This window comes from Streptomyces mangrovisoli (assembly GCF_000974985.2).
In the GTDB taxonomy this organism is placed as follows: domain Bacteria; phylum Actinomycetota; class Actinomycetes; order Streptomycetales; family Streptomycetaceae; genus Streptomyces; species Streptomyces mangrovisoli.
On the sequence record NZ_LAVA02000029.1, the window covers coordinates 13252 to 40209 of the forward strand.

The window sequence follows — 26958 nt, forward strand, 5'->3', positions numbered from 1 at the left end:
CGCACCGAAAATGCGGTGACCGGGGCCCTGTCCGCCTCGCACAATGGGCGCCCGTCCGCCGGCGAGAGAGGCGCCCCACCGTGACCGTCCCGAACACCCTGCTGTCCGGCATCGTCGGCTCGACCGCGTACGGACTCGCCCACGCGGGCTCCGACGTGGACCGGCTCGGCCTGTTCGCGGCGCCGACCGAGGAGTTGCACGGGCTGCACCGGCCCAAGGAGTCGCACGTCTCCACCGCGCCGGACCGCACCCTGCACGAGGCCGCGAAGTGGTGCCGGCTCGCGCTCGGCGGCAACCCCACCGTGATGGAACTGGTCTGGCTCCCGGACGACCTGTACGAGGTGCGCACCCCGCTGGGCGAGGAGCTGATCGCCCTCCGCGGCTCACTGCTCGGCGCGAAGCGCGTCCGCGACGCGTATCTGGGGTACGCCACCCAGCAGTTCCGGCGCCTGGAGAACCGCGGGGAGGGCCCGCGCGCGGCCGAGTCCCGCGCGCGGGTCGCCAAGCACGCCCGTCACCTGAAGCGGCTCTGCCACCAGGGCCTGGAGCTGTACTCCACCGGCCGGCTCACGCTGCGGGTGGAGAACCCGCAGGAGTTCCGCGACTTCGGCGAGCGGGTGGCCGACGACCCGACGACGGCGCTGCCGCTCCTGCGGCGGTACGAGTCCGCGTTCGAGGCGGCGCGGACCCCGCTGCCGGAGCTCCCGGACGAGGCCCCGGCGGAGGCATGGCTGCGCCGGGTCCGGTCCCACTTCTTCGCTGCCGCGGCTTGACGGGTGCGCTCGCGCAGTTCCCCGCGCCCCCAAAGAGCAGGCCCGGTGGGGGCTGGGCGCGCATCCCCGAGCCCCTGAAGGACGCCGGCGGTGGACGTGCCCCGTCAGGGGCGCGGGGAACTGCGCGGGCGGGCACGACGGTGGCGCGCGTTCGGCTGCGGGCCGGTGGGGGCTGGTCGCGCAGTTCCCCGCGCCCCTAAGAGGGCGGGGGGTGGTGGGCGTGCCCCGTCAGGGGCGCGGGGAACTGCGCGAAGGGGCACGACGCTGCCGCGCGGGGGCAGTCACCGGGGGCGGGGGGCGCAGCCCCCGGTCAGGCACGGGGCGCAGCCGCCGGTCAGGGGGTGGCGGCTGCCGTTCCCAGGTTGCCGGTGCGCGCCGAGCGGACCCGCGTGCCGCCGTCCACCACCAGATCCGCCCCCGTCACCCAGCTCGCCGCGTCCGACGCCAGCCACAGCACCGCCCGTGCCACGTCCTCCGGTTCGCCGATGCGCCCGAGGGGCAGCGCGGCCGCGAGTGCGGGCTCGGCCGGGCCCCACACGAAGCGGGCCATCTCCGTGCGGACCAGGCCGGGGGAGACCGAGTTGACCCGGACCCGGGGCGCCAGTTCGCCCGCCAGCTGGCGGGTGAGGTGCAGCAGGGCCGCCTTGCTGGTGCCGTACGCGCCCACGTTCGGGCCGACATGCTCCGCGCCCTCCGTGCAGACGTTGACCACCGAGCCGCCGTGCTCGCCCATCCACGCCCGCCACGCGCACTGCACCAGCCGCAGCGGCGCCTCGACGTTCACCGCGAACGCCCGGCTCCAGGCCCGCGGGTCGGCCTCCATCAGCGGGCCGTAGGGCCGGTTGGTCGCCGCGTTGTTGACCACCAGGTCGATCCGCCCGAAGGTGCGCACCGCGAGTTCGGTCAGTTCGGACAGGTGCCTGGGGTCCGCCACGTCACCGGCCAGTCCCGCCCCGTCCAGCTCCGCCGCCGTGCGCGCCACGTCCCGCGCGTCCCGGGCGCTCACGCACACCCTGGCCCCCGCCCCGGCGAGCGCCCGCGCCACCGCGAGCCCGATCCCGCGCGTCCCGCCGGTGACCACGGCGGCCCTGCCTTCGAGCCCGTACGTCGGCGTCATCGCCGTACCGTCTCATGACGGTCCGTCAGTCGACAGCCCCGAGACGGAAGTTGCGGGCGGCGAGCAGTTCCAGGACGGTCCGCCAGTCCTCCAGGACGCCGGCGTCGAAGGCGGCGGTACGGCTCTCCTCGGCGGCCTGCCGCAGCCGCACCAGGTCGTCGTCGGCCGGGCCGGTCCCGGGGAGCTGGCGGACCAGGTCGTGCACGCGCTCGCCGAGCAGTCCGCGTACGGCCGCCGCCGCGCGGGCGGTCTCGCCGGGGCCGTCGCCCAGGACCCGGCCCATGCCGTGCACCAGCCCCGCCGCCTGGAGTTCCTTGTCCGCGGGCCGGCCGCGGCGCAGCAGCGCGGCGGTCCGCAGTGCGTGATCGTGCGCGTCGGCGTACAGCAGGTCCATCAGCTCCTCGACGCTGCGCAGCTCCATGCGTCAGTCCTCCCGCGAGACAGCCGTTCGGTATGCCAGCAGATCATGGCGACCTTGCGGCTCAGCCAACGGCACTTGAACTGCGCCGTGTCGGCCGCCTGCCGAACCGTGACCGGCCGTCCGCGCGAGCTGTAGGCCGGACGGGTGAAGCATAAAAGCCGTATAACGGTACAAATCCGGACGGGCTATGGCTCAATGAACGCAGCGGACTTGAGATAGTTACAGGTTGTTTGCAGCCCCATCGAGCAGGGGGCCGCTCATTTGGTTAATCTGGATGCCGACGGACAGCACCAAGGGGTCCAACCCACACCCACGGTCCGTCCCGGGGCAAGCCGGTCCACATCGGCTCGCTTCACCCACGAGTTACCGGCGCCACCGCGTCCGAACTGCATCTCGATCCAGACCCGAGTGGGCGTCAGGTGCCGGACCGCACAGTGGCCGGTACGCCCCGAGGGTGACCCGACACATAAGGAGTGCGCGGTGACACCGGAGAAGACGAATCGCGAGCAGCGGCCCAAGGAACGCTCCGAGCGGGCGGGCCGCCGGCCCGGAGAGCTCGGCAGCCTCGACGTGTGGGCCCGTTCCGCCCCCATCCGCCTGGCCGGCTACGAGGAAGACCTCGCCGAGGACCACATCCTGCCCAGCGTGGACTGACCCGCCGGGCAGGACCCTCGCGATCGACCGCCGCAGGGGCGTGCGGGATTCACGCCCCTGCCGAACTCCGGGAGCACGCCCGGCCGAGCCGCCGCGGCCCCGCCGCACCTCCCGCTCGGAGAGTGCCGTGCAGCCCAACCGCTCGATCCCGGCCGCGACCGTCGTACCCGTCCTGATCTACCCCGACGTGCGCGCCGCCGTCGCCTGGCTGGCGGCCGCCTTCGGCTTCGAGGAGCGGGTCCGCATCGGCGAGGACCACCGCGCACAGCTCCGCTTCGGCGACGGCGCGGTGATCGCCGCGGACGTCCGCCACGACCGCCGCCCGCCACGGCCCGGCGAGTCGACCCACTCCGTCCTCGTCCGCGTGCCGGACGCCCGCGCCCACTGCGAGCGGGCCAGGACGCACGGCGCGCGCATCCTCATGGAACCCACGGACTTCGAGTACGGCGAACGCCAGTACGCGGCCGAGGACCTGGCCGGTCACCAGTGGACCTTCTCCGAGACGCTTGCCGACGTCGCCCCGGAGGAGTGGGGCGGCACGACCGTCGGCGCGTAGTCCCCACATCGGCTCGGCCCCGCGCCTCCTCCCGTACCCGGCTCAGCCCCGCGCCTCGTCCAGCGGCGCCGTACGCCCCCACGGCCGGAGTCTCTCCAGCTGTTCGGCGAGGTCGAGCAGGGCCGCCTCCGAGCCGGGGCGGCCCACCAGCTGGACCGAGCAGGGCGCCCCGGAGGGCAGGGTGCCGAACGGGACCGCCATCGCCGGCCAGCCGGTCAGGTTCCACGGCGGGGTCATCGGCGAGTAGTTGGTGTTCGCCAGGACGTTGACCAGCCAGCCCCGCTCGTGCCACGGCACGGACCGGGGCGAGCGGCGGGCGAGCGCCGGCGTGAGCAGCACGTCGTGCTCCGCGAAGAACGGTTCCATCCGGCGGCGCAGCCGCTCGCGCCCCTCGCCGTTCTGCACGGAGGTCAGGAAGCGCCGCCCCACCGCCGCGTGGACCCGCGTCCGGCGGGCCAGCAGGCGCGGGTCGAGGCCCCGTGCGTCGACCGCGGTCCCCGCCGTCCAGTGCGTCAGCGACGTCGTGCTCAGCGACAGGGGATACGGCGGATCGGCCCGCCGTACCTCGTGCCCGGCGCCCGCGAGCAGCGCCGCGGCCTCCTTGACCGCGTCGGCGTAGGGCCGGCTGATCGCCACCCCCGCCAGCGGGCTGCGCAGGGACACCGCGATCCGGCTCGGGGCGGGCTCCGCGGCGCGCGGGAACTCCGCGTCGGCGAGGACCGCCAGCATCAGCCGGGCGTCCTCGACGGTCGTCGCGAGCGGCCCGTTCTCCGACATCCCGAACCAGTCGCCGTCGCTGATCCCGGCGGGCACCACGCCGTGCCCCGGCTTGATGGTGACGAGCCCGCAGTTGGCCGCCGGGATGCGCAGCGACCCCATGCCGTCGTTGCCGAGCGCGATCGGCACCAGGCCCGCGGCGACCGCGGCCGCGCTGCCGCCCGAGGAGCCGCCCGCGGTGCGGGTGAGGTCCCAGGGGTTGCGGCTGGTGCCGTGGACGCCCTCGGTGGTGCCGAAGACGCACAGCTCGGGCACGTTCGTGAGCCCCACGACCACCGCGCCCGCCGCGCGCAGCCGTGCCACGGTGGGATGGTCGTGGTCGGCGGGCGCATCCGGTGTCGCGGCCGAGCCGACGCGGTTGGACTCGCCGGTCACCGCGAGGTTGTCCTTGACGGCCACCGGCACGCCCGCGAGCGGCAGCTCGGCCAGATCGGCGCGGGCGGCGACCTCGTCGGCCTCGGCGAGCGCCGCCTCGGCCCGCACGACCCGGAAGGCGCCGACCCGGCCGTCGAGGCGTTCGATGCGTTCCAGATGTTCGGCCACCACCTCGCGGGGCGTGGCCCGCTTGTCGTGCACGGCGGCGGCGATCTCGGCGGCGGTACGGCCGACCCAGCTGGTCACGGGCGCTCCTCGGAGGCGTGCGGGGGTGCGGTGAGGCGACGGTGCGCGCGTACTTGCGAGTACGTAGGAGAACTGTGCCCCGGCGCGGGCCCCGCGTCGAGACTCTCGTGTACGGCGATCATCCGTACGCCCCCTTCCCCGATCACCGGGTGATCGGAGAGGGTCGTCCCACGGCACCCCGCGGAGCGTCACGACCGCCCCGCGCGCCGTACGGCACCCGGCGGAAGGGACGGAGCACGTGAGCGAGTTCGAGGGGATCGAGGTCCCGGTGCGGCGGCGCACCCTGGGCCGCAGCGGTGTCGAGGTGGGCCCGCTGGCCTTCGGCGCGGCCGGCATCGGCAACCTGTACACCGAGGTCACCGACGAGCAGGCGTACGACGCCGTGGCCGCCGCCTGGCACAGCGGCATCCGCTACTTCGACTCCGCGCCCCACTACGGCCTCGGCCTGTCGGAGCGCCGGCTCGGCGCGGCCCTGCGCGAGCTGCCGCGCGCCGAGTACACCGTGTCCACGAAGGTGGGCCGGCTGCTGGAGGCGGCGTCCGGCGGCGGCGACGACCTGACGAACGGCTTCGCGGTGCCCGCGACCCACCGCAGGGTGTGGGACTTCAGCGCCGACGGCGTACGGCGCTCCCTGGAGGCGAGCCTTGTACGGCTCGGCCTCGACCGGGTCGACGTCGTCTATCTGCACGACCCCGACGACCACGGCGAGCAGGCCTTCCGCGAGGGCTACCCGGCGCTGGAGAAGCTGCGCGCCGAAGGGGTCGTCGGGGCGATCGGGGCGGGCATGAACCAGACCGCGATGCTGACCCGGTTCGTGCGCGAGACGGACGTGGACGTGGTGCTGTGCGCGGGGCGCCACACCCTGCTCGACCACGAGGCCGAGGCCGGACTGCTGCCCGCCGCCCTGGAGCGGGGCGTGTCCGTGGTCGTCGGCGGGGCCTTCAACTCCGGCCTGCTGGCGGACCCGCGGCCGGGGGCGACGTACAACTACGCTGCCGCACCGCCGGAGTTGCTGGACCGGGCGCTCGGCATGAAGGCGGTCGCCGAGCGGCACGGCATCGGTCTGCGGGCCGCGGCGCTGGCCTTCTGCTCGGCCCATCCGGCCGTCGCGAGCGTGCTGGTGGGCACCCGCTCGGCGGCCGAGGTCCGCGACGCGGCGGCGCAGTTCGCGACCCCGGTGCCGGACGCCTTCTGGCAGGAGCTGCGCGAGCGCGGGCTGTGGTCCGGAAGCGAACTGCCGTGACCGGCAAGGCCGTAGGAGAGCCGGAGCGGTGGGGCCGGCCGGGCTACGGCTGATGCCCGAACGGCAGCGCGAACCGCAGCGGGGTGAACACCTCGGCGTACTCGCAGCCGTGCCGGGTGCCGTGCACCGTGGCGCGGGCCCGCAGGGCCTCGTCGCCGAGTTCGCGGCGGCCGCCGGCCTGGGAGGCGTGGGCGGCGAGGAGTTCGACCTTCTGCGCCATCACCGGACTGATGTCGACCCGGACGCCGGAGGACAGCAGCGGGGAGCGGGGGGACTCGAAGAGGAGCACGTTCGGCAGATAGCGGGTGGCTATCCGCATGGCCTGGTGCGTGAGTTGGTGGTCCTGGTGGACGTCCTCGGCCATGTGCGTGTAGACGAGATCGGGCGACGCCCCCGCGATCTCCTCCTCCAGCAGCCCGACGAAGTCGAGCAGTGGCCCCACCCGGCCGTCCGGCAGGTCCAGCATCACCACCTTGGCGCCCAACAGGTCGGCGGCTCTGGCCTGTTCGGCCTTGCGTCTGCTCGCGTCACCGCCGCGCGCGCCGTCGCTGGCCACCACCAGCGTGATCTGGCTGCCCTCCGCCGCATGGCGCAACAGTGCGCCCCCGCAGCCGAACTCGATGTCGTCCGGATGAGCTCCGACCGCCAGCACCCGATCCCACATGTGCCATCCCCCGACGATCACTGACCCACTGATACGCAGGCCATCCACTATGAGCTGAAGATCTCCCCCGTGTCCCGTCCCACATCCCTAATTAACGGATGACTACGACATTTGTACGATCGTCGCATTGGTCATCGGTCGCGTCCGGTCCGCCCCGCGGTCGCTCACGACCGGTGGACCGGCGTCGTAAGCCGGGTCGGCGGCAGGAACTCCCGCACGTACGTCCGCTCCCAGCACGCCCCCGTCTCCCGCAGCTCCCGCCAGGTGGTGTACCGGTACCGGAAGAGCCGGGCGCGGACGAAGCGCGGCGGCTCGCCGGGCGGGAAGGGGCAGTGGCGCAGCAGCCGCAGCGTGTCCCGGTCGTTCTCCAGCAGCCGTTCCACGAACGCCCCGAACCACGGACCGGCGTACCCGGGGGACAGCGCGGCGAACCACATCAGCCAGTCCAGGCGCAGATGGTAAGGCGCGAACTGGCGCGGCCAGCGCCGGGGGTCGCCCGGCTTGCCCTTGAAACCGTACTCCCGCCAGTCCGAGTCCTCGCGCGGGTTCTCGTCGAGCGTGCCCTCGACCACCACCTCGTGGCGGACCCGGCTGACGCTGCCGAACGCGCCGTAGGTGTTGACCAGATGGAGCGGGTCGAAGGAGCGGTTCATCACCTGGCGGGGCGAGATCATGTTGGTCACGGGGTGGCGGCTCAGCCAGGCGACGAGCGCGGCCAGGGCGAGCACGACGGCCTCGAACCAGACCGGCGGTCCCGGCACGTCCGGGGCGTCGGCCGGGAAGCGCACCGCCGACAGCGCCAGCACGATGGTGATCCAGTTCAGCCAGGAGAAGTTGCCCGACAGGACCAGCCACAGCTGGGTGAGGATCATCAGGGCCGCGGCGGCCGTGGCGATCGGCTGCGGGGTGAACAGCAGGACGGGGACGACGAGCTGGGTGACGTGGTTGGCCGCGACCTCCACCCGGTGCAGCGGCTTCGGCAGATGGTGGAAGAACCAGCTCAGCGGTCCGGGCATGGGCTGGGTCTCGTGGTGGTGGTCCAGGCAGGTCAGCTTCCGCCAGCAGGCGTCGCCGCGGATCTTGATCAGTCCGGCGCCGAACTCCACCCGGAACAGCACCCAGCGCAGCAGGAACAGCACCACGACCGGCGGTGCCACCTCGTCGTTGCCGAGGAACACGGCGAGGAACCCGACCTCCAGCAGCAGGGACTCCCAGCCGAAGGAGTACCAGGTCTGGCCGACGTTGACGATCGACAGGTACAGCGCCCAGGGGACCAGCCAGAGCGCCATGGCCGCCCCCAGCGGCAGCCGGGAGTCAGCGCCCGCGAGCAGGGCCGCGGACACCGCGCAGCCCGTCCACGCGCAGCCGGCGAACAGGCGGTCGGAGTAGCGCAGGTGGAACAGGCTGGGGGCCCGCCGGAACGGCACCCGGGCGAGCAGCCGGGGGATCGGCGTCATGCCCCGCTCGCCGAGCAGCGGGCGGAACTGGAGGGCCGCCGTGAGGAACGCGACCAGGTAGACCCCGGCCAGGGCCCGCTGGAAGACCAGCCGGCTCAGCCAGTACTCGGGTGCGGTGAACCATCCCACGGGCGTGCGCTCCTCATGTTCATTGTGGCGCCGCGAGGTTTCTCGTGGTGCGTCCCGGATCCTCGTCGTGCCGCGCCCGGGCGCCCGGGCCGGTCACTGTTCGTGTGTCCGTGCTCCACTTGCGTAACCCATGTGAGCGAAGCAGACAATAGTGACGAATCGCTCGGGGTGAGCTGAGCCGGGAGGACCCACGGTGCGGAGCGCATCCGGAACTTTCGTCATGGCCTGCGCGCTGGCGGCGACCCTCGTCGTCGCCGGCGGGGGCCGCACGGAGCACGGGCCGGACGGGCGGCTGGTCCTCCAGCCCGCCGCGGACCGGGGACCCGACCCCTTCACCCCGTCCACGGCCGCGGCACCCGCCGCCCGGCCGCCCGCGACGACGACGGCGGCCGCCACGGCCGGCCGGGCCGCGCCCTCCGGCGGGACCACCGCGGTCACCTATACGGGTGACACCCCCGGCCTCTACGGCGGCACCGCCCGCGCGGGCAGCTGCGACGTCGAGCGGCAGATCCGGCGGCTGACCTCCGACCCGGCCAGGGCCCGCGCCTTCGCCGGGGCCGAGGGCATCACGCCCGCGGCGATACCCGGCTATCTGCGCGGCCTCACCTCCGTCGTGCTGCGCGCCGACACCCGCGTGACCGACCACGGGTACCGCGACGGCCACGCCACCGCCTTCCAGTCCGTCCTCCAGGCGGGCACCGCCGTCCTCGTCGACGACCGGGGCGTGCCCCGGGTCCGCTGCGCCTGCGGCAACCCGCTCGCGCGGCCCACCGCGGGGTCCGGCGACGCGGCGGACACCCTCACCTCCGCCTCCGCCTCCGCCTCCGCCTCCGGCGCCGCGGACACCGGCACGGCGTGGGCCGGCTACCGGCCCGGGCGGGTCGTCGTGGTGACCCCGGCCGCCCGCCCGGTCACCGGCATCACCTTCGTCGACGGCGCCGGACACGGCTGGGTGCGGCGGCCCGTCGGCCACGGCGCCGCCCTCGACCACGCCGTACCCCCGGCGCGCGAGCCGTTCGGGTCGCGCCCGCCGGACGGGGTCGCCCCGAGCGCGCCGTCGGCCCGCCCGTCCGGCGCCGTGCCCGCCCGGTCGCCGAGCCCGGCCCCGTCCCGGTCCGCCCGGCCGCGCCCGAAGCCGAGCGGCTGCGCGACGCCCACGCCGACGCCGGAGCCGACCCTCACGCTGTCGATCGTCCCGGAGCCGGAGGCCACCATGGTCGCCTCGGCGTCCGGCACCCCCTGCCCCAGCCCGACCCCGACGGACCCCTTCGGAGTGCTGCCCACCGACCCGCCCGTGCCGCTCGCCACGATGGTGAACCGGCCGCAGCGGGCCGCGCCGAGCGCCCCCGCGACCCCGGCGCCGACCGCGACGGGAGCGGCCGGTGACGGCGCGGGCAGCATCTTCGACAGCCCGACCGACGTCTTCGGCGGATGAGCCGCGGATGAACCACCCCCGGCTCGACGGGGAACGGCCCCTGCCCGGGCCGGGCGGGTCCGCCGACGGCGTCGTCGCGCCGGGCCGTCCGCCGCAGGCCGGGCGGGGCACGGAAGGGCCCCGTTCCCCGGTCGAAGAATCGGACAATTCCTGGCAAGGTGGCCCCATGGCTGATCGGGGAGTGAGCGCCCTGTCTCTCCCGGACGACTGGCCCGCCCACCCGGACCCGATCCTGGCGCTCAACCGCATGGGCACCTTCGACTGGGACCTGGACCACGGTCTGTTCCACATGGACGCCCAGGCCCACGAGGTCTTCGACCTGCTCCCCGAGGAGTACGACGGGCGGCCCGAGAGCCTCGCGGCGCGCGTGCCCCAGGCCGAGGGGGAGCGCCTCGACGCCGTGGTGGCCCAGGCCATCAAGGAGGGCAGCGAGAACTACAGCGCGTACTTCCGCCTGCGCTGCCGCAACGGCTCCCTGCGCTGGACCCACACCCAGGGCTACATCCGCCGGGACCGGACGGGCCGGCCGCGCCGCGTGATCGGCATCGTCCGCGACGCCACCCAGGAACTCGCCGACAGCGAGGCCAGAAGCGTGCGCGCCGCGCAGGACGCGGCGGTGCGCCGGCAGTCCGGCGTGGTCCAGGTGATCACCGGCGCCCTCGCGCACGCCCGCAGCGTCCAGGACGTCATCGACATCCTCAAGGACACCCAGGGCATACGTCACCTGGGTGCCGCCAGCATCGTCATGGGGCTCGTCGAGGCGGGCCGGATCCGGATGGTCGCGGAGGGCCCGGCCGACAGCATCGTGCCCAGCCTCACCGTCAGCCGCATCGACGAGCCGTACCCGATGAGCGAGGTCGTACGGACCCTCAGCCCGCGCTTCATCGAGTCGCCCGAGGAGTTCGCGGCCGACTACCCGAAGCTGTGGCGCCACCTCACCGATCTGCGCGTCACCTCCGCCGCGTACATGCCGCTCATCGCGCAGGCCCGCCCGATCGGCGCGATGGGCCTGCTCTACAACGACCGGCGGGGGTTCTCCGCGGAGGAGCGCGCCGTCCTGGTCGCGCTCGGCAGCGGCATCGCGCAGAGCCTGCAGCGCGCCATGCTCTACGAGCAGGAGAAGGACCTCGCGCAGAGCCTCCAGCAGGCCATGCTGCCGCGTACCATCCCCAGCGTGCCCGGCGCCGACGTCGCCGTGCGCTACCGGGCCGGCTCCACCGCGGGCAGTCTCGGCCGGGACATCGGCGGCGACTGGTACGACCTCATCCCGCTGCCCGGCGGCCGGGTCGGCGCGGTCATCGGCGACGTCCAGGGCCACGACACGCACGCCGCGGCCGTCATGGGCCAGCTGCGGATCGTGCTGCGCGCCTACGCCGCCGAGGGCCACACCCCCGCCACCGTGATGGCCCGCGCCTCGGTCTTCCTGCACGAGCTGGACACGGACCGCTTCGCCACCTGCCTGTACGCCGAGGCGGACCTCGCCACCGGCGTGGTGCAGGTGGTGCGGGCCGGGCACATCGACCCGGTGATCCGGCACGCCGACGGCTCGTGCCGCCGGGTGCCGTCCGAGGGCGGGCTGCCGCTCGGCCTGTCCGCCGAGTTCGGCCGGCTCGCCTACCCCGTGGGCACGGTGGAACTCGACCCCGGCGAGACCCTGCTGCTCTGCACCGACGGGCTGGTCGAGCAGCCCGGCACCGACCTCGACGACGGGATGCGGCATCTCCTCGCGATGATCTCCTCGGGCCCGGACGACGTCCGCCGCCTGGCCGACCTGCTCATCGACCTGGCCGAGGAGCGGGCCGGCGACGACGACGTGGCCCTCCTCCTGCTGCGCCGCCGGGTCCCGGACACCCCGCGCTCCGGCGGGCGGCTCCAGCAGCACGTGGCCCCCGGCGATCCGGAGGCCCTCAGCGAGGCCCGGCACATGATCCGCGCCGCGGTCCGCGCGTGGGGCGCCCGGGACCGGGCCGACGAGATCGAACTCGTCGCCGACGAGCTGATCACCAACGCCCTGATGCACACCGAGGGCTCCGCGATCGTCACCCTCCGGGTCCTCACCGGTCCCGACCGCAGGCTGCGGGTGGAGGTCGAGGACACCTCCAGCGCCCTGCCCCGCCCCCGCGACGCGGGCGAGTCCGGCGTCTCGGGCCGCGGCCTGCTCCTGGTGGAACAACTCACGGACGTGTGGGGCGTGGAGGCACGCGGCGGCGGCAAGTGCGTGTGGTGCGAGTTCACGGCGACCCAGCCCGACTGACGAGCCCCGCCCCGAAAGGGGCGCGGGGAACTGCGCGATCGGCCCCCACGGGCCCGCGGGTGTGTGCCCGTGGCCTGGCCGGGGTGGGATGGGCGCTGGCGCCCCGAAGGGGGCGCGGGGAACTGCGCGAACGGCCCCCACCGGCCGGCAGGTGTGCACGTGGCGGGGCCGCGGGCGGCGCCGTGGCGCGCTCGGCGTGGGGCCCCGATAGGGGCGCGGGGAACTGCGCGAACGGCCCCCACCGGCCCGCAGGCGCACGCACATGGCGCGACCGGCGCCGGACGGCGGGAACCGTGGCGCTGTCGGTACCGAATGGCACCCTGGACGTATGCCGGAACTGCCAGAGGTCGAAGCGCTGAAGGACTTCCTGACCGAGCACCTGCTCGGAAAGGAGATCGTGCGCGTGCTGCCCGTCGCGATCAGCGTCCTGAAGACCTACGACCCGCCGCCGACCGCCCTGGAGGGCCGCGAGGTGACCGCGGTGGACCGGCACGGCAAGTTCCTCGACATCGCCACCGACGGCGGCCCCCGGCTCGTCACGCATCTGGCCCGCGCCGGCTGGCTCCAGTGGAAGGACCCGCTGCCCGACGGAGTCCCGCGCCCCGGCAAGGGCCCGCTCGCGCTGCGCGTCGCCCTGGCGACCGGCGAGGGGTTCGACCTGACCGAGGCGGGCACCCAGAAGCGGCTCGCGGTGTACGTGGTCCACGACCCGCAGGAGGTGCCCGGCGTCGCCCGGCTCGGCCCCGACCCGCTCGCCGACGACTTCGACGCCGACCGGTTCGCGGAGCTGCTCGCGGGGGAACGGCGGCAGATCAAGGGCGCGTTGCGCGACCAGACCCTGATCGCCGGGGTGGGCAACGCCTACAGCGACGAGATCCTGCACGCGGCGCGGATGTCCCCGTTCAAGCTGACCGCCTCTCTCACGCCGGAGGAGGTCCGAAGACTCCACGAAGCCCTGCGCGCCACGCTGACGGAGGCGGTGGAGCGGTCCCGCGGCCTCGCGGCGGGCCGGCTGAAGGCGGAGAAGAAGAGCGGCCTGCGCGTCCACGGCCGTACCGGCGAGCCCTGCCCGGTGTGCGGGGACACCATCCGGGAGGTCTCCTTCAGCGACTCCTCGTTGCAGTACTGCCCGACCTGCCAGACGGGCGGCAAGCCGCTGGCGGACCGCCGGATGTCACGCCTGCTGAAATGACGCTGCGGGAGCCGGTCGAACGGCGGCTCGAACGGCGGCTCGGGCGGTCGCACGGACGACGGCGTCAGCCCGCGTCGAGGGTGACCAGGTGGTCGCCGCCCGCGGTGCGGACCTCGTAGCGGGCGATCTCGTCGGGATGCATCGCCGAGCCGCCCTGGACGGTGTTCGGGCGGGCGTCGTGGTCCGGCACGGTCCAGCTGGTGACGGTCTGCTCGGAGCCGTCGCGGCCGACCACGACCAGCTGGCAGGAGCGCGGCCCGGCGCCGTCCTTGACGGTGAGCTTCACCGCGCTGCCGTAGTCCGCGTCCTCGGTGGTGATCTGCGCCCAGACGCCGGTCTTGGCGTCGGTCGCGGCGACCTCCGAGGAGTCCGCGGTGTGCTCCGCGGACAGCGCGATCCCGGGCCCCGCGACGGCCAGCACCACCGCGGCCGCGACGACGTACAGCGAGCGCCGCCGCCGTGCCCGGTGCCGGGTGGCGATCTCGCCGAGGAGCCGGTCGAGCAGCCGGGGACCCGGCTGCGCCATGGGGTGCACGAAGCGCGGCGTCGCCCGCCGATACAGCAGCAGCTGCCGTGTCGTGGGACCAAACTCGGTGACGTCCGCTGCGCAGCGCGGGCACTCCATGAGGTGGTCCTCGAAGCGGAATGCCTCCGCCTCGTTCAGCACGCCGAGCGCGTAGGCGCCGACGTCGCGATGCCTTTCCAGGGACCTCATGCCGATTCCTCGTGCCTTTGGGTGCGGGTGGGGTTACTCCTTGCTCCCACCGGTACGCACCAGACCGCTGAATCACTCAAGGCCTACACAGAATCGCAACCTTGGGGATTCGGAGCGGTCGGGCCCGTGGATTGGTCCCGTTCCGCAGAAATCTGGAACGGGTGTGTCGCGAAGATCGGGAAGGGTCGGTTCACGGAGTCGGGGGAAGGGAGACCGGGCCGGTCGGAGGGGGAGTCGATCTAGAACAGGTGGATCGCGAGGTGTCCGAGGGGCAGCCCGAGCTGCCAGGCGGGGGTCCACACCTTGGGCCCGTCGTCCTCGCCGAACACCCCTGAGCCGCCCGGTACGGCGTCCAGGTCGGGCGCGAGCAACTCGGTCTCCTCCAGCCAGCGCCAGGCCATCTGAGCCAGTCTCAGGTCGGGCGAGGGCACCCCCGACTCGGCGGCCTCGGCCGCGAGCCCGGTCATGCGTTCGCTCACCCAGTCCTGCCACGGCTGGTCGTACGCCGTGAGCGAGAGCCAGGTCTCCAGCTGCGACACCACGCGGATGCCGGACAGCGCGCCGTCGGTGTCGGACAGAAAGATCGTCAGCGCCAGCGCGTCACGGCCGGCCCGGAACTCGAAGGACGTCGGCGGCATCAGGTCGCCGGTGCGGAGCAGCTCGTCGGCGATGTACTCGGCGTACATCCAGGCCATGGGGACGGCGAGTTCGCCCCCGCCGGCGCCGTCCGTGCTCTCCTGACCTCTGTGCAGCATCCCTTCCCTGCCTTCCTCCGGTGCGTGCGCGTCGCCCGAACCGGGCTCAGGGATCCCGCGGCGGCGAACGCCGGGAGGCCCCATCCGGAAAACGGATGAAGACAGCTGATTGCTCAACAGCGATCCTCAGCAAGGCGCTTTACCGAGGTTTGACCCAGGCTTCGGTTTCACCGCAGGTCGGCTGCATAACCCGGTAGCACCCTGCGCAGGGCGCGCAACGCGTAGTACGCGCGAGACTTCACGGTACCGGGCGGGATCCCGAGGGTCCGTGCCGCTTCAGCCACACTCGCCCCCTCGAAGTACACGAGCACCAACACGTCACGGTGGTGCGGGGTGAGAGTCTTCACAGCCTCGCGCACGTCGAGCACGGCGGCCGACCGCTCGGCGTGGTCGGCGAGCACCCGGGCGTGGTCCAGCACCGCGTCGCAGACCTCCGGCGGGCGCGCCTGCCGGGCCCGTCGCGCGTCGATCGCGAGCCGCCGCGCCACCGTCATCAGCCACGGCCGTACGGACTCGAAGTCGTCGGCGCGCAACGCCTCGGGATGCTGCCAGGCGCGGACGAGCGTCTCCTGCACGAGGTCCTCGGCGCGCTGCCGGTCGCCGTCGCACAGCCGCACCAGCAGGGCGAGGAGCGGGCGCCCGTGCTCGCGCTGGAGCGCGGCCAGTTCGTGTTCGGCGGTGGTGCCGTGCGGTGTCCTCGTCGTCGGCGTCGTGCTGGTGATGGTTCCGGCCGTCATGGCCGTATGGCAGCGCAGGGGGCGGTCCGCGCACAGGGCGCGCGCAGGGGCGTGCGGCGGACGGTCGATCGCGTCGACGAACGGTTCGACGAACGGTCCGCGGCGCGCGCCCTGCGCAGCGGACGGGTTAATCGGGGCGGGTGAGCCGTTTGGAGTCGCGTGTGGCGTCGTAACCATTTGTCAGTAAATACGACACTTGTGGACGCGGGGTGCCACACGAGACACCCGCACACGACACCCACGACGGGCGGAGCGATGATCGCACGCAGACGACAACTGGCCCTCGCCCTGACGGCAGTTCTGGCCGCGGCCGCCGCCTGTCAGGCCCACGCCCGCGAGCCCGCCGCCCGGTCCGGCGCCCCCGCCCCGCCCGCGCCCGGGTTCACGCTCGTCGCCACCGGGGACATCCTGCCGGTCTCCGCGATCTCCGACCGGGCCCGCTTCGACGCGGGTGGCAGCGGCTACGACTTCCGGCCCATGCTCGCCGGCGCGCGACCCGCCGTGTCCCGGGCCGATCTGGCGCTGTGTCAGCTCGACGGCGTGCTCACGCCGGGCGGGGCGGCCGCCGCGGGCGCCGGTCCCACCGTGTTCGCGCCGACCGAGCTGGCCCCGGCCCTCGCCGCGACCGGCTACGACAGCTGCTCGACCGCGTCCGGCCATACGCTGGACAACGGGGCCGCCGGTGTCCAGAGCACCCTGGACGCCCTCGACGGGGCCGGCGTACGGCACACGGGAGCGGCCCGCACCGAGAGCGAGGGAGGCGCCGTCACCCTCCTGCGCGCGGGAGCCGCGAAGGTGGCCCACCTCGCCTACGCCGCTGACACCGACGGCTACCCCCTGCCGCAGGGCGAGCCGTGGGCCGTCGGCCTGATCGACGAGGCCCGGATCATCGCGGACGCCCGCGACGCCCGGCGGGCGGGGGCCGACGTGGTCGTCGTCTCGCTGCACTGCGGCACCGCAGGCCAGGACGCGCCCGATCAGGAGCAGCTCGCCCTGGCCAGGGACCTCACCGCCGCCCGCACCGGCGGCCGCCCCGACATCGACCTGATCCTCGGCACCCGCACCCGTGTCCCGCAGCCGTACGAGAAGGTCAACGGCACGTGGGTCGTCTACGGCCTCGGCGACGAGATCGCGGGAGAGCTCTACGACAGCCAGGGCGAGGACGATCCGCGCGCCGACCAGTCGACCCTCGCCCGCTTCACCTTCCGCCCGCCGGCCCGGCCCGGCGAGCGCTGGCGGGTGACCAGGGCGGAGTTCCTGCCGCAGGTGTTCGACGTCGACGCGGGGCGGGTGGTCGACCTCGGGTCGGCGATCGCCCAGGGCGCGGACCTCACGAGCGTGCGCGACCGCATCCGTGACGTGGTGCTGAGCCGCGGCGCGGGCAAGGACGGCCTGGTGATGGGGCGTTAGACCGAGTCCTCCCGAGTCCCTCCGAGCCCTCCCGGGCCCCCGAGTCCCTCCGAGCCCTCCCGGGCCCCCGAGTCCCTCCGAGCCCTCCGGGGCCCCCGAGTCCTCCCGAGCCCTCCGGGGCCCCCGAGTCCTCCCGAGCCCTCCCAAGCCCTCCCGGGCCCCCGAGTCCTCCCGCGGCCCCCCGGGCTCAGTTGACGTCCACGTTCTCGAACAGCTTCAGCATCTCCCCGAGCACGCGCAGGCACGCGGTCACGTCGGCGCCGGTCAGGTCGCCGCCGACCCCGCGCAGCACGGCGTGCTCACGGGCGAGCACGGCCGTGATGGCGGCGTCGCCCGGCCCGGTGAGCCGGATCAGCGACGAGCGCTGGTGGGCCGGGTTCGGGATGCTCTCCACCAGGCCGCGGGCGGCGGCGTCGTTGACCATGCGCTGCACGAACTGGCGGCTGATCGCCTGCGCCCGGCCCATCTGTGGCACGGTCATCGGCCCGTGCTTGAGCAGCAGGTCGAGCACCGCCCGTACGCCCACCGACAGGCCCTCGACGGCCTCGCCCTCCTCCACCTTGCGCTGCACGCGCCGGTACAGGGGTCCCACGAGGTCGAACACCTCGGTGAGGCGGCGGCCCAGCTCGTCGGGCGGGAGGGGGCGCGCGGTCTCGTTGATGTCGTCCACCCCGCCATCATCGCGCAGAAATGACACCTCGGTTGCCAAGGTGAGCGAATGATGACACCTTGGTTGTCATGACTGCTGCCTCGGATCTGCGGTTCCACCCCTCCGGCGACGGCGAACTCGCCTACCGCGACACCGGATCGGGCGACCTGGTCGTCCTGCTCCACTCCGGCTTTGTCGACCACCGCCTCTTCGACGCCCAGACGACGGCGCTCGCCGCCCGGCACCGCGTCGTCGCCCCCGACACGCGCGGCCACGGCTTCTCCGCCAACGCGAGTGGGCCGTTCCGGTGGGCCGACGACCTCGCCGGCCTGCTGCGCGCGCTCGACGCGGGCCCCGCCGTGCTCGTCGGCCTGTCCATGGGCGGCGGCATCGCCGTCGACACCGTCCTCGAACACCCCGACCTGGTGCGCGGCCTCGTCGTCGCGTCCGCCGCCACCAGCGAGTTCACCTACACCGACCCATGGGTGCGCGGCATCCGGCAGGCCCAGGACCGCGCCCTGGCGGGCGGCGACGTCGAGGGCTGGCTGCGGGAGTTCCTGCGCTACGTCCCCGGCCCCCGGCGCGGCTTCGACGACGTCGCCCCCGATGTCCTGCGCCGGGTGCGCGAGATGGCCCTGCACACGCTGTCCAAGCACACCCCGGGCGAGCCGGACCCGCACGTGCGGCTGACGGACACCTGGGAGCGGGTCCCGAAGATCGGCGTCCCGCTGCTGACCGTCAACGGCGCCCTCGACACCCCCGACCTGCTCGCCGGGGCGGAGCGGCTCGCCCGCGCGGTCCCGTACGGCCGCGGCACGGTCCTCGACGGCACCGCGCACTACGCGCCCCTGGAGCGGCCCGACGCGTTCACCGCGGTGGTGGAGGACTTCCTGCGGGGACTGTGACGACCGTCGACCGTCCCGGGGTGTCGGCGCGGACGGGTACGGCTCCGGATACGGATGCAGCCGGAGCCACGGCTACGGCACCACCGTCACCGGCCACCGACCCGCCTTGACCAGCCGTACGGCGACCGAGCCCACGAACCGGTGGCCCGCCTGCTCGGAGGCGCCCACGACCACCGCGTCGGCCTTCAGCTCGTCCGCGGCCTTCACCAGGCCGTTGTAGGGGTCGCCGCGAAAGGTGTGGAACTCCCAGCGGACGTCGAATATCCCCTTCACCCGCTCGGTCGCCTCACGGATCTGCGCGATCAGCTCCTCGGCGATCTCGTCCGTCGTCTCCGCCACCGGCGCGCCGAGCGCCGCGCCCGCCGCCAGCACCGGCTGGACGTAGACGACCGCGAGCAGCGCGCGCTGCCGCCGGGCCAGGCCGCCGGCGTACGCCGCGGCCCGCAGGGAGGACTCCGAGCCGTCGACGCCGGCCACGATGACCTTCGGGCCGTCCGTACCCCGTTCGAACTGCTGCGCGTGCTGCTCCGTCACGGGGGAGAGGTTATCGGAAGCCCCGCTTCCGACCAGCCCCCTGACGTCGTATTTCGCCGTTCCTTCGGCGCCGTCCTCCGGCGCCGCCCGCCCTCGCCCGCCGCCCGCTCGACGCGCAGACCCGCCCGGCTCTTCCTACAGTCGGAACATGACTGCCACCGTGGATGCCACCACGGCCAAGGACGGCAGCCGTCCCGCACGGCCGCCCCGCCGGGGCTTCCTCAGCAAGGTGCCCCAAGGATTCGCCGTCTTCTTCGGCGTCCTCGGGTTCCTGTGCGGACTGCTGGCGCTGATCGAACCGCTGCGCAGGCTGCTGCTGCCGGTCACCCGCTTCCTCGACCGGCTCACCGTCCCGATCAGCGCCAACCTGGCCTACGCCGTCTTCCTCTTCCTGCTGGCCGCCGCGATCGCCGCCCGCAAGAAGGTCGCCTGGTGGCTGGTGGTGATCTACCTCGGCCTGCTGGTGCTGTCCGACCTGGCCGGCATCGCGGTCGGCCTGTACGCCGAGTCCATACCGTCCTTCGTGGTGTGCGGCCTCGCGCTGGCCCTGCTGATCGTCGCCCGCCGCGAGTTCTACGCCGCCTCCCGCCGCGGCGCCCTGTGGCGGGCGCTCGCCGTGCTGTGCGCCGGGCTGGCCGTGGCGATCCTGGTCGGCTGGGGCCTGGTCGCGCTCTTCCCCGGCACCCTGCCCGAGGGCCAGCGGCTGACCTGGGCCGCCAACCGGGTCCTCGGCGGCCTGGTCTCCGCCCGCTCCTTCGACGGGCGCCCGCCACGCGCCCTGTTCTTCCTGCTCGGCCTGTTCGGCGCGCTCGCCCTGCTCAACGCCGCCGCCACGCTGTTCCGCTCGCAGCGCCTCGAAGCCGCCCTGCACGGCGACGAGGAGCCGCGCATCCGCGCCCTGCTCGGCGCCTACGGCGAGCAGGACTCGCTCGGCTACTTCGCCACCCGCCGCGACAAGGCCGTGGTCTTCTCCCGCAGCGGCAAGGCCGCCGTCACCTACCGCGTCGAGGCCGGCGTCTGCCTCGCCAGCGGCGACCCGGTCGGCGACCGCGAGGCCTGGCCGCACGCCATCGCCGCCTGGCAGGACGTGGCCCGCCAGTACGCCTGGGCGCCCGCCGTGATGGGCGCCTCCGAGGACGGCGCGCGGGCCTACGCGCGCGCCGGGCTCGGCGCGCTGCAACTCGGCGACGAGGCGATCCTGCACCCCGCCGACTTCGACCTCGGCGGCCGCGACATGCGTGTCACCCGCCAGGCGGTCAACCGCGTCCGGCGCTCCGGCGCCACCTGCCGCATCCGCCGCCACGCCGACCTCGAGGACGCGGAGATGGAGGAGGTCGTCCGGCGCGCGGACGCCTGGCGCGACACCGAGACCGAACGCGGCTTCTCCATGGCCCTGGACCGGCTCGGCGACCCCGAGGACGGTGACTGCCTGCTCGTGGAGGCGCTCGGCGACGACGGCCGGCTGCTCGCCCTGCTCTCCTTCGTGCCCTGGGGCCGCGACGGCGTCTCCCTCGACCTGATGCGCCGTGACCGGGGCGCGCCCAACGGCGTCATGGAGTTCATGGTCACCGAACTGTGCACGGCCGCCCCCAAGCTCGGCATCCGGCGCATCTCGCTGAACTTCGCCGTGTTCCGCTCCGTCTTCGAGGAGGGCGCCCGCATCGGCGCGGGCCCCGTGCTGCGGCTGTGGCGGCGCCTGCTGCTGTTCTTCTCCCGCTGGTGGCAGCTGGAGGCCCTCTACCGCTCCAACGCCAAGTACCACCCCGAGTGGTACCCCCGCTTCATCTGCTACGGCGAGACCGCGAACCTCGCCCGCATCGGCCTGGCCTCCGGCATCGCCGAGGGCTTCGTCGCCGTACCGTCGCTGCGCACCCTGCGGGGACGCGGGCGGCCGGGCCGCGCACCGCAGCGGCCCACCACCACGGAGGGCCTGCCGTCGCTGTCGGCGCTCGGCCTCGACGGAGGGGACGAGGCCGGGCCCGGCGCCCCGGCGGGCGGTCCGCCCGAGCAGGTGCGGATCCGGCACCGCAAGGCCGACCGGCTGCGCGCGGACGGCACCGACCCCTACCCGGTGGGCGTCCCGGTGCCCTCCCACGCGCTCGCCGACGTCCCCGCGGGCGAGGACGTCACCGTCGCCGGGCGGGTCATGCGGGTGCGCGACTTCGGCGGCATCGTCTTCGTCACCCTGCGGGACTGGTCCGGCGACCACCAGCTCGCGCTCACCCGCGACGGCTCCGGGCCCGCCCTCGGCCGTTTCACCGCCGACACCGACATCGGCGACCACATCACGGCGAGCGGCCGCGCGGGCGTCAGCGACAAGGGCGAGCCGACCGTCTTCGTCACCTCCTGGCAGCTGATCGGCAAGTGCCTGCGCCCGCTGCCCGACAAGCGGCGCGGCCTCGCCGACCCCGAGGCCAAGGTGCGCAGACGCTACCTCGACCTGGTGTCGAGCCCCGAGGCGCGCGCCGTGGTCCGGGCCCGCTCCAGCGCCGTCCAGGCCCTGCGCCAGGGCCTGCTGGACCGCGGCTACCTGGAGGTCGAGACCCCGGTGCTGCAGCAGATCCACGGCGGCGCCAACGCCCGCCCCTTCACCACCCACATCAACGCCTACGACCTCGACCTGTATCTGCGCATCGCCCCCGAGCTGTTCCTGAAGCGGCTGTGCGTCGGCGGCATGGAGCGGGTCTTCGAGCTGGGCCGCACCTTCCGCAACGAGGGCGTCTCCTACAAGCACAACCCCGAGTTCACCGTCCTGGAGGCGTACCAGGCGTACGCCGACTACGACGTCATGCTCGACCTGACCCGCGAGCTGATCCAGGGCGCCGCCGTCGCCGCGTTCGGCGCGCCCGTCGCCCGCAAGGACGGCGAGGAGCACGACATCTCCGGCGCCTGGCCGGTGAAGACGGTGCACGGCGCGATCTCCGAGGCGCTCGGCGAGGAGATCGACGCCGACACCGCCCTGCCCGCGCTGCTGAAGCTGTGCGACCGCGCGGGCGTGCCGTACACCGCGGACGACAGCGCCGGCGACGTCGTCCTGGAGATGTACGAACGGCTCGTCGAGGAGAGGACGCAGCAGCCCACCTTCTACAAGGACTTCCCGACCGACGTCTCCCCGCTGACCCGGCAGCACCGCCTCGACCCGAGGCTCGCCGAGCGCTGGGACCTCGTCGCCTTCGGCACCGAGCTGGGCACCGCCTACTCCGAGTTGACCGACCCCGTCGAACAGCGGCGGCGGCTGACCGCGCAGTCCCTGCTGGCCGCCGGGGGAGACCCGGAGGCGATGGAGCTGGACGAGGACTTCCTCGACGCCCTGGAGTACGCGATGCCGCCCACCGGCGGCCTCGGCATCGGCGTCGACCGGCTGGTGATGTTCCTGACCGGCCTGACGATCCGTGAGACGCTGCCGTTCCCGCTGGTCAGGCGCCGCTGACGGGCCGGTGCCCGGCACCGCCGAAGCGCCTTCGGCAGGCCGGCCGAAACGCGCGGCCCGTCGTACCTGCGCCATGTGGGTGCTTTCGTGCGGCCGCACCGGTGTTGCAGGGGTGCGGCTCGGCCGGGCCGGGCGACTGATGAGTCATGAAGAAGGATCAGTTGCTCACCCGGCGCCGGGCGTTGCTCGCCGGCACCGCAGTGCTGGGGGCGGCCGGGGCCGGCACCGCGGGGCTCCTGCTGTCCGGTTCCGGTCCGGACACCGCCCCGGTGCGGCCCGCCGCCCCCGCCGCCGGCCCGCCGGCCCGCGCCGTCGAGGCCGTCAAGCCGTCCGCCTACCGACTGGCCCCCCTGGCCGGATACGGCCCCCCGCCGGGGAACGGGCCGCAGCGGCTCGAGGTGCGGCACGAGCCGTATCTGCGCATGTCGGGCCGCGGCCGCACCATGCTCCTCACCTTCGACGACGGCCCCGACCCCCGCTACACCCCGCACATCCTGGACACCCTGGCCGAGTACGACGTGCGGGCGACCTTCTTCGTCTGCGGCGAGCAGGCCGACTGGAACCGGAGACTGCTCTCCCGGATGGCCGACGAGGGCCATGTGGTCGGCAACCACACCTGGTCCCACCCCCTGCTGACCAAGCTGACCCGCTCCCGGATCCGCTCCGAGATGGAACGCACCACCCAGGTCATCGTCGATGCCTACGGCGAGCGGCCGCAGTGGTTCCGCGCGCCCTACGGCGCCTGGAACCGGGCCGCCTTCCAGCTCGGCGCCGACCTGGGCATGGAACCGCTGGCCTGGACCGTCGACACCAACGACTGGACCCGCCCCGGCACCCGCTCCATCGTCCGCACCGTGGAGAGCGGCGCCGCACCCGGGGTCGTCGTGCTCTCCCACGACGCCGGTGGCAACCGGAGCCAGAGCGTGCAGGCGCTGCGCGACTACCTGCCCCGGCTGCTGGACTCCGGCTACCACCTCACCGTCCCCCGCCGCACCACCGCCTGACGGACCGGAGCCCCGGACTCGTACGACCCGAGTCCGGGGCTCTCTCCGGTGGTGCGCCGAGCGCGCGGCGGTTCCGAGATATCAGTGGACTTCCACCATGCGCGCGAAGACGACGACGTTCCCGTCGTATCCGTTCTGCTTGGAGAAACCGCCGCCGCAGGTGATGACGCGCAATTCCGGCGCGCCCTTCGACCCGTACACACGGTCGCCGGGGAAATTCGCCTTCTCGAACACCTCGATGCCGTAGATCTCGAATACCGCCGTCTTTCCGTCCTGGCGCAGGATCTCGACCCGGTTTCCCTTCTTGAGGGCGCCGAGCCCGTAGAAGACCGCCGGTCCCTTCTGGTTGTCGACATGCCCGACGACGACGGCGGTGCCCTTCTCGCCGGGCGAGACCGCGCCGGTGAACCAGCCGGCCAGATTCGGGTCCTCCGGCGGCGGCGCGCCGACCCAGCCGTCCGAGTCCAGACCGACCGGCATGGCCGGCGCGTCCACCCGGATCGCGGGGATGAGCACGCGGTCGACGGGGGAGAACGGCAGCGCCGCGGGGGTCTTGCCGAGCGTGCCGCTCGACGCGCTGTCCGTGGCCGCGGCCGACGCGGGCTGCGGCGGGCCCACGTCGAACTCCCCGGAGCCGTTGCGGATGAGCGCGAGACCGGTCAGCAGAACAAGCGCTATCACGCCCCAGGGCGCGCGCTTCTTGCGCCGCTCCTCCTCCTCGGCGATCTCGGCCAGTTCGGACGCAGACATTCGCCATCCCCTCTCGACGCGGCCGTGGCAACGTCAATCGCGCACAGCTAAACGCTAGGTCCCCCGCGCGGAACCGGCGACAAGTCACATGCGAACGGGTGGCCCCGGAAAAAGCGGTGCGCCATCCGAGTTGCCGCCCACAGGAATTTTCTGACGGTCCGTGACCTGCGGCGATATCCCGCCACGCGGCCGGCGCCCGGCGTATTCGCTCACCAGGACGGACCAGCGCCGAAATGCGGGCGGGTGCACGACATCTGAGGGTCGGTAGCGGGAGGTGCTTTCTCGCCGATCGACCGGGGACGGGTCCCGGGGCGCCTTCCGCGGAGGATCACATGCGTACTACTCGTGCCCTGGCGGTCTCGGCCGCGGCGGCCTGCGCCCTGGGCCTCGCGGCCCCGGTCGCCGTCGCGCGGGACGGCATGGGCTTCAGCAGCCCGAGCAACATCGTCGCCCTGCCCAGCGTCATCGCCCGGGGCGGCCAGCTGTCCGTCACCGTCGACAACTGCCCAGCCGGTGGCACCGCCACCTCGCCCGGCTTCAGCGGACCGGCCACCCTGTCGCGGGTGGGCAACAGCAACAGCGCGAGCGGCACCGCCACGGTCAGCCGGTCGGCCAGACCCGGTCCGTACAGCATCACCGTCAACTGCACCGGCCGTACGCCCCTCACCCGGGACTCGGCCTACACCGTCATCGGCGGGGTGCGCGGCGGTCTCGGCGGATCCACCACCACCGGGGCCACGCCGAGCGACATGGCCATCGGCGGCGGTCTGGTGGCCGCGGCCCTGGTCGGCGGCGGGGTGTTCTGGATGCGCCGCCGCGCGGAGCGGCGGATCTGATCCCCTGACCGGGCGTCCACCAGGGCGCAGCGCCGTTCGCACGTGACTGGGCCGTCGCCCCGGATCCCCCGAGATCCGGGGCGGCGGCCCTCAGGGGTGGGGATTCCGGTTCACGGCGCCGGGGCGTTCGGATGCCGCCTTCGGCATCGGGCGCCGGGTGCGCTCGGACGCCGTCCTCGGCTCAGGGCCCGTGGGCGCTCAGACGCCGTCGTCGCGGGTGCGGCGCCGGGAGAAGTGGTACGCCGCTCCGACCGAGCCGGCGATGAGAGCCGCGCCGAGGCCGACCTGCCCCAGGTCGAAGCCGCCGAAGCTGCCGCCCTCGCCGGCCTGCACGCCGTGGTCCGCGGGCGTGAGCGGGAGGGGCTGCGGGTTGCCGCCGCGCGCGATGCTCAGCTGCGTCGATCCGCTCGCTCCGTCGCAGGCGAAGGTCACCTGGTACGCCGCTCCGGCCTTGGCGTCCCAGTCGATGGTCGCGGTCGCCGTGGAGCGGGGGGAGGGAATGGTGATCGTGTCGAAGACGGCCGAGGACACGGTGACGGAGCCCCGGCAGGCGCCGTCGCGGTTCACCTGGAGGGTGATCTGGCCGCCCGCCGCGATGGTGGTGGGCAGGACCATGAAGCCGTAGGGCGTGATGTTGTGGTCGCCGTCGCTCGCCTGGGCGGCCGGTGCGGCGAAGGTGAGGGCCGTCAGGCCCAGCAGAGCGGCCGAAGCGACGCGTATCGCGCGCATGGTGTTTCCTCCGGTCCCCGAGGAGCAGCCGCGGACCTTTTCCGCTGTGCAGTGATGCACCGAATGCACCTCGATGCCCGAAACGTTAAGAACGTGTGAGCGCCGCCGCGATCGGTGTCGTGCGAATGGGGCACGGGTGTGGGCCGGTCAGGGGATGTCGTACGTACGGCCGGGGGACACGCCCGGTGTGGCGCGCCCCCTCGGCCGCGGTGGACGGGATGAGGAGCCGTCACCCCGGCAGATGCGGGAACAGGTTCAGGAACGGCTCCGCGGACGCCGTGATGCCGCGGCTGTACGGCGAGTCGAAGTCCCAGATCAGGAAGAGCAGGAAGGCGATCAGCGCCGAGAACAGCCCGGCGAGGACCAGCTCGCGCGGGGTGCCCCGGATCTGCAGCGCGAGCACCATGCCGATGGTGACCACGGCCCCGGTCAGCAGCCCGAACCACACCACCGAGGGCATGGTGGCCCCGATGGAGTTCGCGCGGGACTGGCGCGCCTGGTCGGCCGCGGCCACCTGGTCGAGCAGCGGCTGGTAGGTCTGCGCCTCGAAGTCCGTCTTCGGCTGGTAGTCGGTGACGTCCACGCGGATGCGCTGCATCAGCTGGTCGCCGCGCGCCGTCATCCGGCCCTGGTTCGCCATGACCTTCCACTCGGTGTGGACGACCTGTCCGACATAGGCGTTGACATCGTCGCGAATGCGGTCACGGACGTCCGGCGGATAGACCCGTACCCGCTCGGAGATCTCGTGCAGCGCCTGCGCCTCGGCCTGCACCTGGTCCTGGGCGGTGCCGCGGGCCTCCCAGACACCGGCGATGGCGAGGCCCAGGACGATGGCGTAGACCACGCCGATCCACATCGTCATGTACTCGATGACGTCCGGGGTCTCGCTCGGGTCCTCGTCGTCCGCCGCGCGTCGCGATCTGAGCAGGGAGATGATGACGACCACCGCGCACGCGGCCAGCATCGCGAGGGTGAGAACAAGCCAATCCGACAACGGATGCCTCCAGGGGACAGGTGGATGCGAGGGGTCCGCGCGTCACCGCGGACGCAGGGCGGCGACGGCGACGACCGCGGGAGCCGTGATGAGCAGGACATAGGTGACCGGCGACGTGGAGTGGCGGACGGGCCGCTGCACGGGATGGGGCTGATAGCTCGGGTAACTCACCGGGGTCGGCTTCGGCGTGGGGGTCGGTGTCGGGGTGGGCCTGGGC

At 73.8% G+C, this 26958-nt stretch carries 25 protein-coding genes; 12 read left to right on the plus strand and 13 right to left on the minus strand.

Annotated features, from left to right (window positions below; all coding sequences use genetic code 11):
• The first annotated feature begins 80 nt into the window (after positions 1-80).
• Complete coding sequence (locus WN71_RS13935) at positions 81-773, plus strand: nucleotidyltransferase domain-containing protein (protein WP_046585628.1); 693 nt, start codon at positions 81-83, stop codon at positions 771-773.
• 334 nt (positions 774-1107) lie between these two features.
• Here the strand turns inward: WN71_RS13935 and WN71_RS13940 are convergent, their stop codons facing one another.
• Positions 1108-1890 (minus strand): SDR family oxidoreductase, encoded by a 783-nt coding sequence (locus tag WN71_RS13940; RefSeq protein WP_046585626.1) that lies wholly within the window; start codon positions 1888-1890, stop codon positions 1108-1110.
• A gap of 25 nt (positions 1891-1915) precedes the next feature.
• Complete coding sequence (locus tag WN71_RS13945) at positions 1916-2311, minus strand: hypothetical protein (protein ID WP_046585622.1); 396 nt, start codon at positions 2309-2311, stop codon at positions 1916-1918.
• Positions 2312-2791: 480 nt separating this feature from the next.
• Here WN71_RS13945 and WN71_RS40900 point away from each other — a divergent pair, with 480 nt between their 5' ends.
• Positions 2792-2965, plus strand: a complete 174-nt coding sequence (locus WN71_RS40900; protein WP_107469651.1) for a hypothetical protein — start codon at positions 2792-2794, stop codon at positions 2963-2965.
• Positions 2966-3092: 127 nt separating this feature from the next.
• Positions 3093-3521: a VOC family protein gene (locus tag WN71_RS13950; protein ID WP_046585620.1), complete on the plus strand. Its 429-nt coding sequence runs from the start codon at positions 3093-3095 to the stop codon at positions 3519-3521.
• A gap of 42 nt (positions 3522-3563) precedes the next feature.
• Here WN71_RS13950 and WN71_RS13955 read toward each other — a convergent pair whose 3' ends face one another.
• Positions 3564-4919: an amidase gene (locus tag WN71_RS13955; RefSeq protein ID WP_046585618.1), complete on the minus strand. Its 1356-nt coding sequence runs from the start codon at positions 4917-4919 to the stop codon at positions 3564-3566.
• Positions 4920-5157: 238 nt separating this feature from the next.
• Here WN71_RS13955 and WN71_RS13960 point away from each other — a divergent pair, with 238 nt between their 5' ends.
• Complete coding sequence (locus tag WN71_RS13960) at positions 5158-6162, plus strand: aldo/keto reductase (RefSeq protein WP_046585616.1); 1005 nt, start codon at positions 5158-5160, stop codon at positions 6160-6162.
• A 43-nt stretch (positions 6163-6205) separates the two neighbouring features.
• Here the strand turns inward: WN71_RS13960 and WN71_RS13965 are convergent, their stop codons facing one another.
• Complete coding sequence (locus tag WN71_RS13965; protein WP_052743040.1) at positions 6206-6826, minus strand: PIG-L deacetylase family protein; 621 nt, start codon at positions 6824-6826, stop codon at positions 6206-6208.
• Positions 6827-6990: 164 nt separating this feature from the next.
• Positions 6991-8412 (minus strand): lipase maturation factor family protein, encoded by a 1422-nt coding sequence (locus WN71_RS13970; protein ID WP_046585614.1) that lies wholly within the window; start codon positions 8410-8412, stop codon positions 6991-6993.
• 220 nt (positions 8413-8632) lie between these two features.
• Here WN71_RS13970 and WN71_RS13975 point away from each other — a divergent pair, with 220 nt between their 5' ends.
• From WN71_RS13975 to WN71_RS13985, 3 genes are all read left to right on the plus strand, one after another.
• On the plus strand, positions 8633-9847 hold the full coding sequence (locus WN71_RS13975; protein ID WP_052743039.1) for a DUF6777 domain-containing protein: 1215 nt from the start codon (positions 8633-8635) through the stop codon (positions 9845-9847).
• A 166-nt stretch (positions 9848-10013) separates the two neighbouring features.
• Positions 10014-12101: a SpoIIE family protein phosphatase gene (locus WN71_RS13980; protein ID WP_046585609.1), complete on the plus strand. Its 2088-nt coding sequence runs from the start codon at positions 10014-10016 to the stop codon at positions 12099-12101.
• Positions 12102-12429: 328 nt separating this feature from the next.
• On the plus strand, positions 12430-13293 hold the full coding sequence (locus WN71_RS13985; RefSeq protein WP_046585607.1) for an Fpg/Nei family DNA glycosylase: 864 nt from the start codon (positions 12430-12432) through the stop codon (positions 13291-13293).
• Between the two features lie 64 nt (positions 13294-13357).
• Here WN71_RS13985 and WN71_RS13990 read toward each other — a convergent pair whose 3' ends face one another.
• The 3 genes from WN71_RS13990 to WN71_RS14000 all read right to left on the minus strand — a co-directional run bounded on the left by WN71_RS13990 (position 13358) and on the right by WN71_RS14000 (position 15500).
• On the minus strand, positions 13358-14008 hold the full coding sequence (locus WN71_RS13990) for a zf-HC2 domain-containing protein (protein WP_046585606.1): 651 nt from the start codon (positions 14006-14008) through the stop codon (positions 13358-13360).
• A gap of 239 nt (positions 14009-14247) precedes the next feature.
• Positions 14248-14763 carry a hypothetical protein gene (locus tag WN71_RS13995; RefSeq protein ID WP_046585604.1) on the minus strand — a complete coding sequence of 172 codons (516 nt, stop codon included), beginning with the start codon at positions 14761-14763 and terminating at the stop codon, positions 14248-14250.
• Between the two features lie 167 nt (positions 14764-14930).
• Positions 14931-15500, minus strand: coding sequence for a sigma-70 family RNA polymerase sigma factor (locus tag WN71_RS14000; RefSeq protein ID WP_046585602.1), 570 nt, complete (start codon positions 15498-15500; stop codon positions 14931-14933).
• Between the two features lie 255 nt (positions 15501-15755).
• Here WN71_RS14000 and WN71_RS14005 point away from each other — a divergent pair, with 255 nt between their 5' ends.
• Entirely contained in the window at positions 15756-16910 is a 1155-nt protein-coding gene (locus WN71_RS14005; RefSeq protein WP_046585600.1) for a CapA family protein, read from the plus strand.
• Between the two features lie 187 nt (positions 16911-17097).
• Here WN71_RS14005 and WN71_RS14010 read toward each other — a convergent pair whose 3' ends face one another.
• Entirely contained in the window at positions 17098-17571 is a 474-nt protein-coding gene (locus WN71_RS14010; protein ID WP_046585713.1) for a MarR family winged helix-turn-helix transcriptional regulator, read from the minus strand.
• A 77-nt stretch (positions 17572-17648) separates the two neighbouring features.
• Between WN71_RS14010 and WN71_RS14015 the strand changes: the two genes are divergently transcribed.
• A complete protein-coding gene (locus tag WN71_RS14015; protein ID WP_046585597.1) occupies positions 17649-18464 on the plus strand; it encodes an alpha/beta fold hydrolase in 816 nt (271 codons plus the stop codon).
• Positions 18465-18536: 72 nt separating this feature from the next.
• Here WN71_RS14015 and WN71_RS14020 read toward each other — a convergent pair whose 3' ends face one another.
• Complete coding sequence (locus WN71_RS14020; protein ID WP_046585595.1) at positions 18537-18998, minus strand: universal stress protein; 462 nt, start codon at positions 18996-18998, stop codon at positions 18537-18539.
• 148 nt (positions 18999-19146) lie between these two features.
• On the opposite strand from WN71_RS14020, the gene lysX reads away from it, so the two are divergent.
• Positions 19147-22428 carry a bifunctional lysylphosphatidylglycerol synthetase/lysine--tRNA ligase LysX gene (gene lysX, locus WN71_RS14025; protein ID WP_046585592.1) on the plus strand — a complete coding sequence of 1094 codons (3282 nt, stop codon included), beginning with the start codon at positions 19147-19149 and terminating at the stop codon, positions 22426-22428.
• Positions 22429-22574: 146 nt separating this feature from the next.
• A complete protein-coding gene (locus WN71_RS14030; RefSeq protein ID WP_046585591.1) occupies positions 22575-23432 on the plus strand; it encodes a polysaccharide deacetylase family protein in 858 nt (285 codons plus the stop codon).
• A gap of 81 nt (positions 23433-23513) precedes the next feature.
• Here the strand turns inward: WN71_RS14030 and WN71_RS14035 are convergent, their stop codons facing one another.
• Positions 23514-24182 (minus strand): class F sortase, encoded by a 669-nt coding sequence (locus WN71_RS14035; RefSeq protein WP_046585589.1) that lies wholly within the window; start codon positions 24180-24182, stop codon positions 23514-23516.
• Positions 24183-24514: 332 nt separating this feature from the next.
• Here WN71_RS14035 and WN71_RS14040 point away from each other — a divergent pair, with 332 nt between their 5' ends.
• Positions 24515-25018 (plus strand): hypothetical protein, encoded by a 504-nt coding sequence (locus WN71_RS14040; RefSeq protein ID WP_046585588.1) that lies wholly within the window; start codon positions 24515-24517, stop codon positions 25016-25018.
• Positions 25019-25216: 198 nt separating this feature from the next.
• Here WN71_RS14040 and WN71_RS14045 read toward each other — a convergent pair whose 3' ends face one another.
• Both WN71_RS14045 and WN71_RS14050 read right to left on the minus strand, forming a co-directional pair.
• On the minus strand, positions 25217-25747 hold the full coding sequence (locus WN71_RS14045) for a hypothetical protein (protein WP_046585586.1): 531 nt from the start codon (positions 25745-25747) through the stop codon (positions 25217-25219).
• 229 nt (positions 25748-25976) lie between these two features.
• The gene (locus WN71_RS14050; RefSeq protein WP_240529652.1) at positions 25977-26741 is read right to left on the minus strand and encodes a bestrophin-like domain; all 765 of its coding nucleotides are present in this window, start codon (positions 26739-26741) and stop codon (positions 25977-25979) included.
• Positions 26742-26958 lie beyond the last annotated feature (217 nt).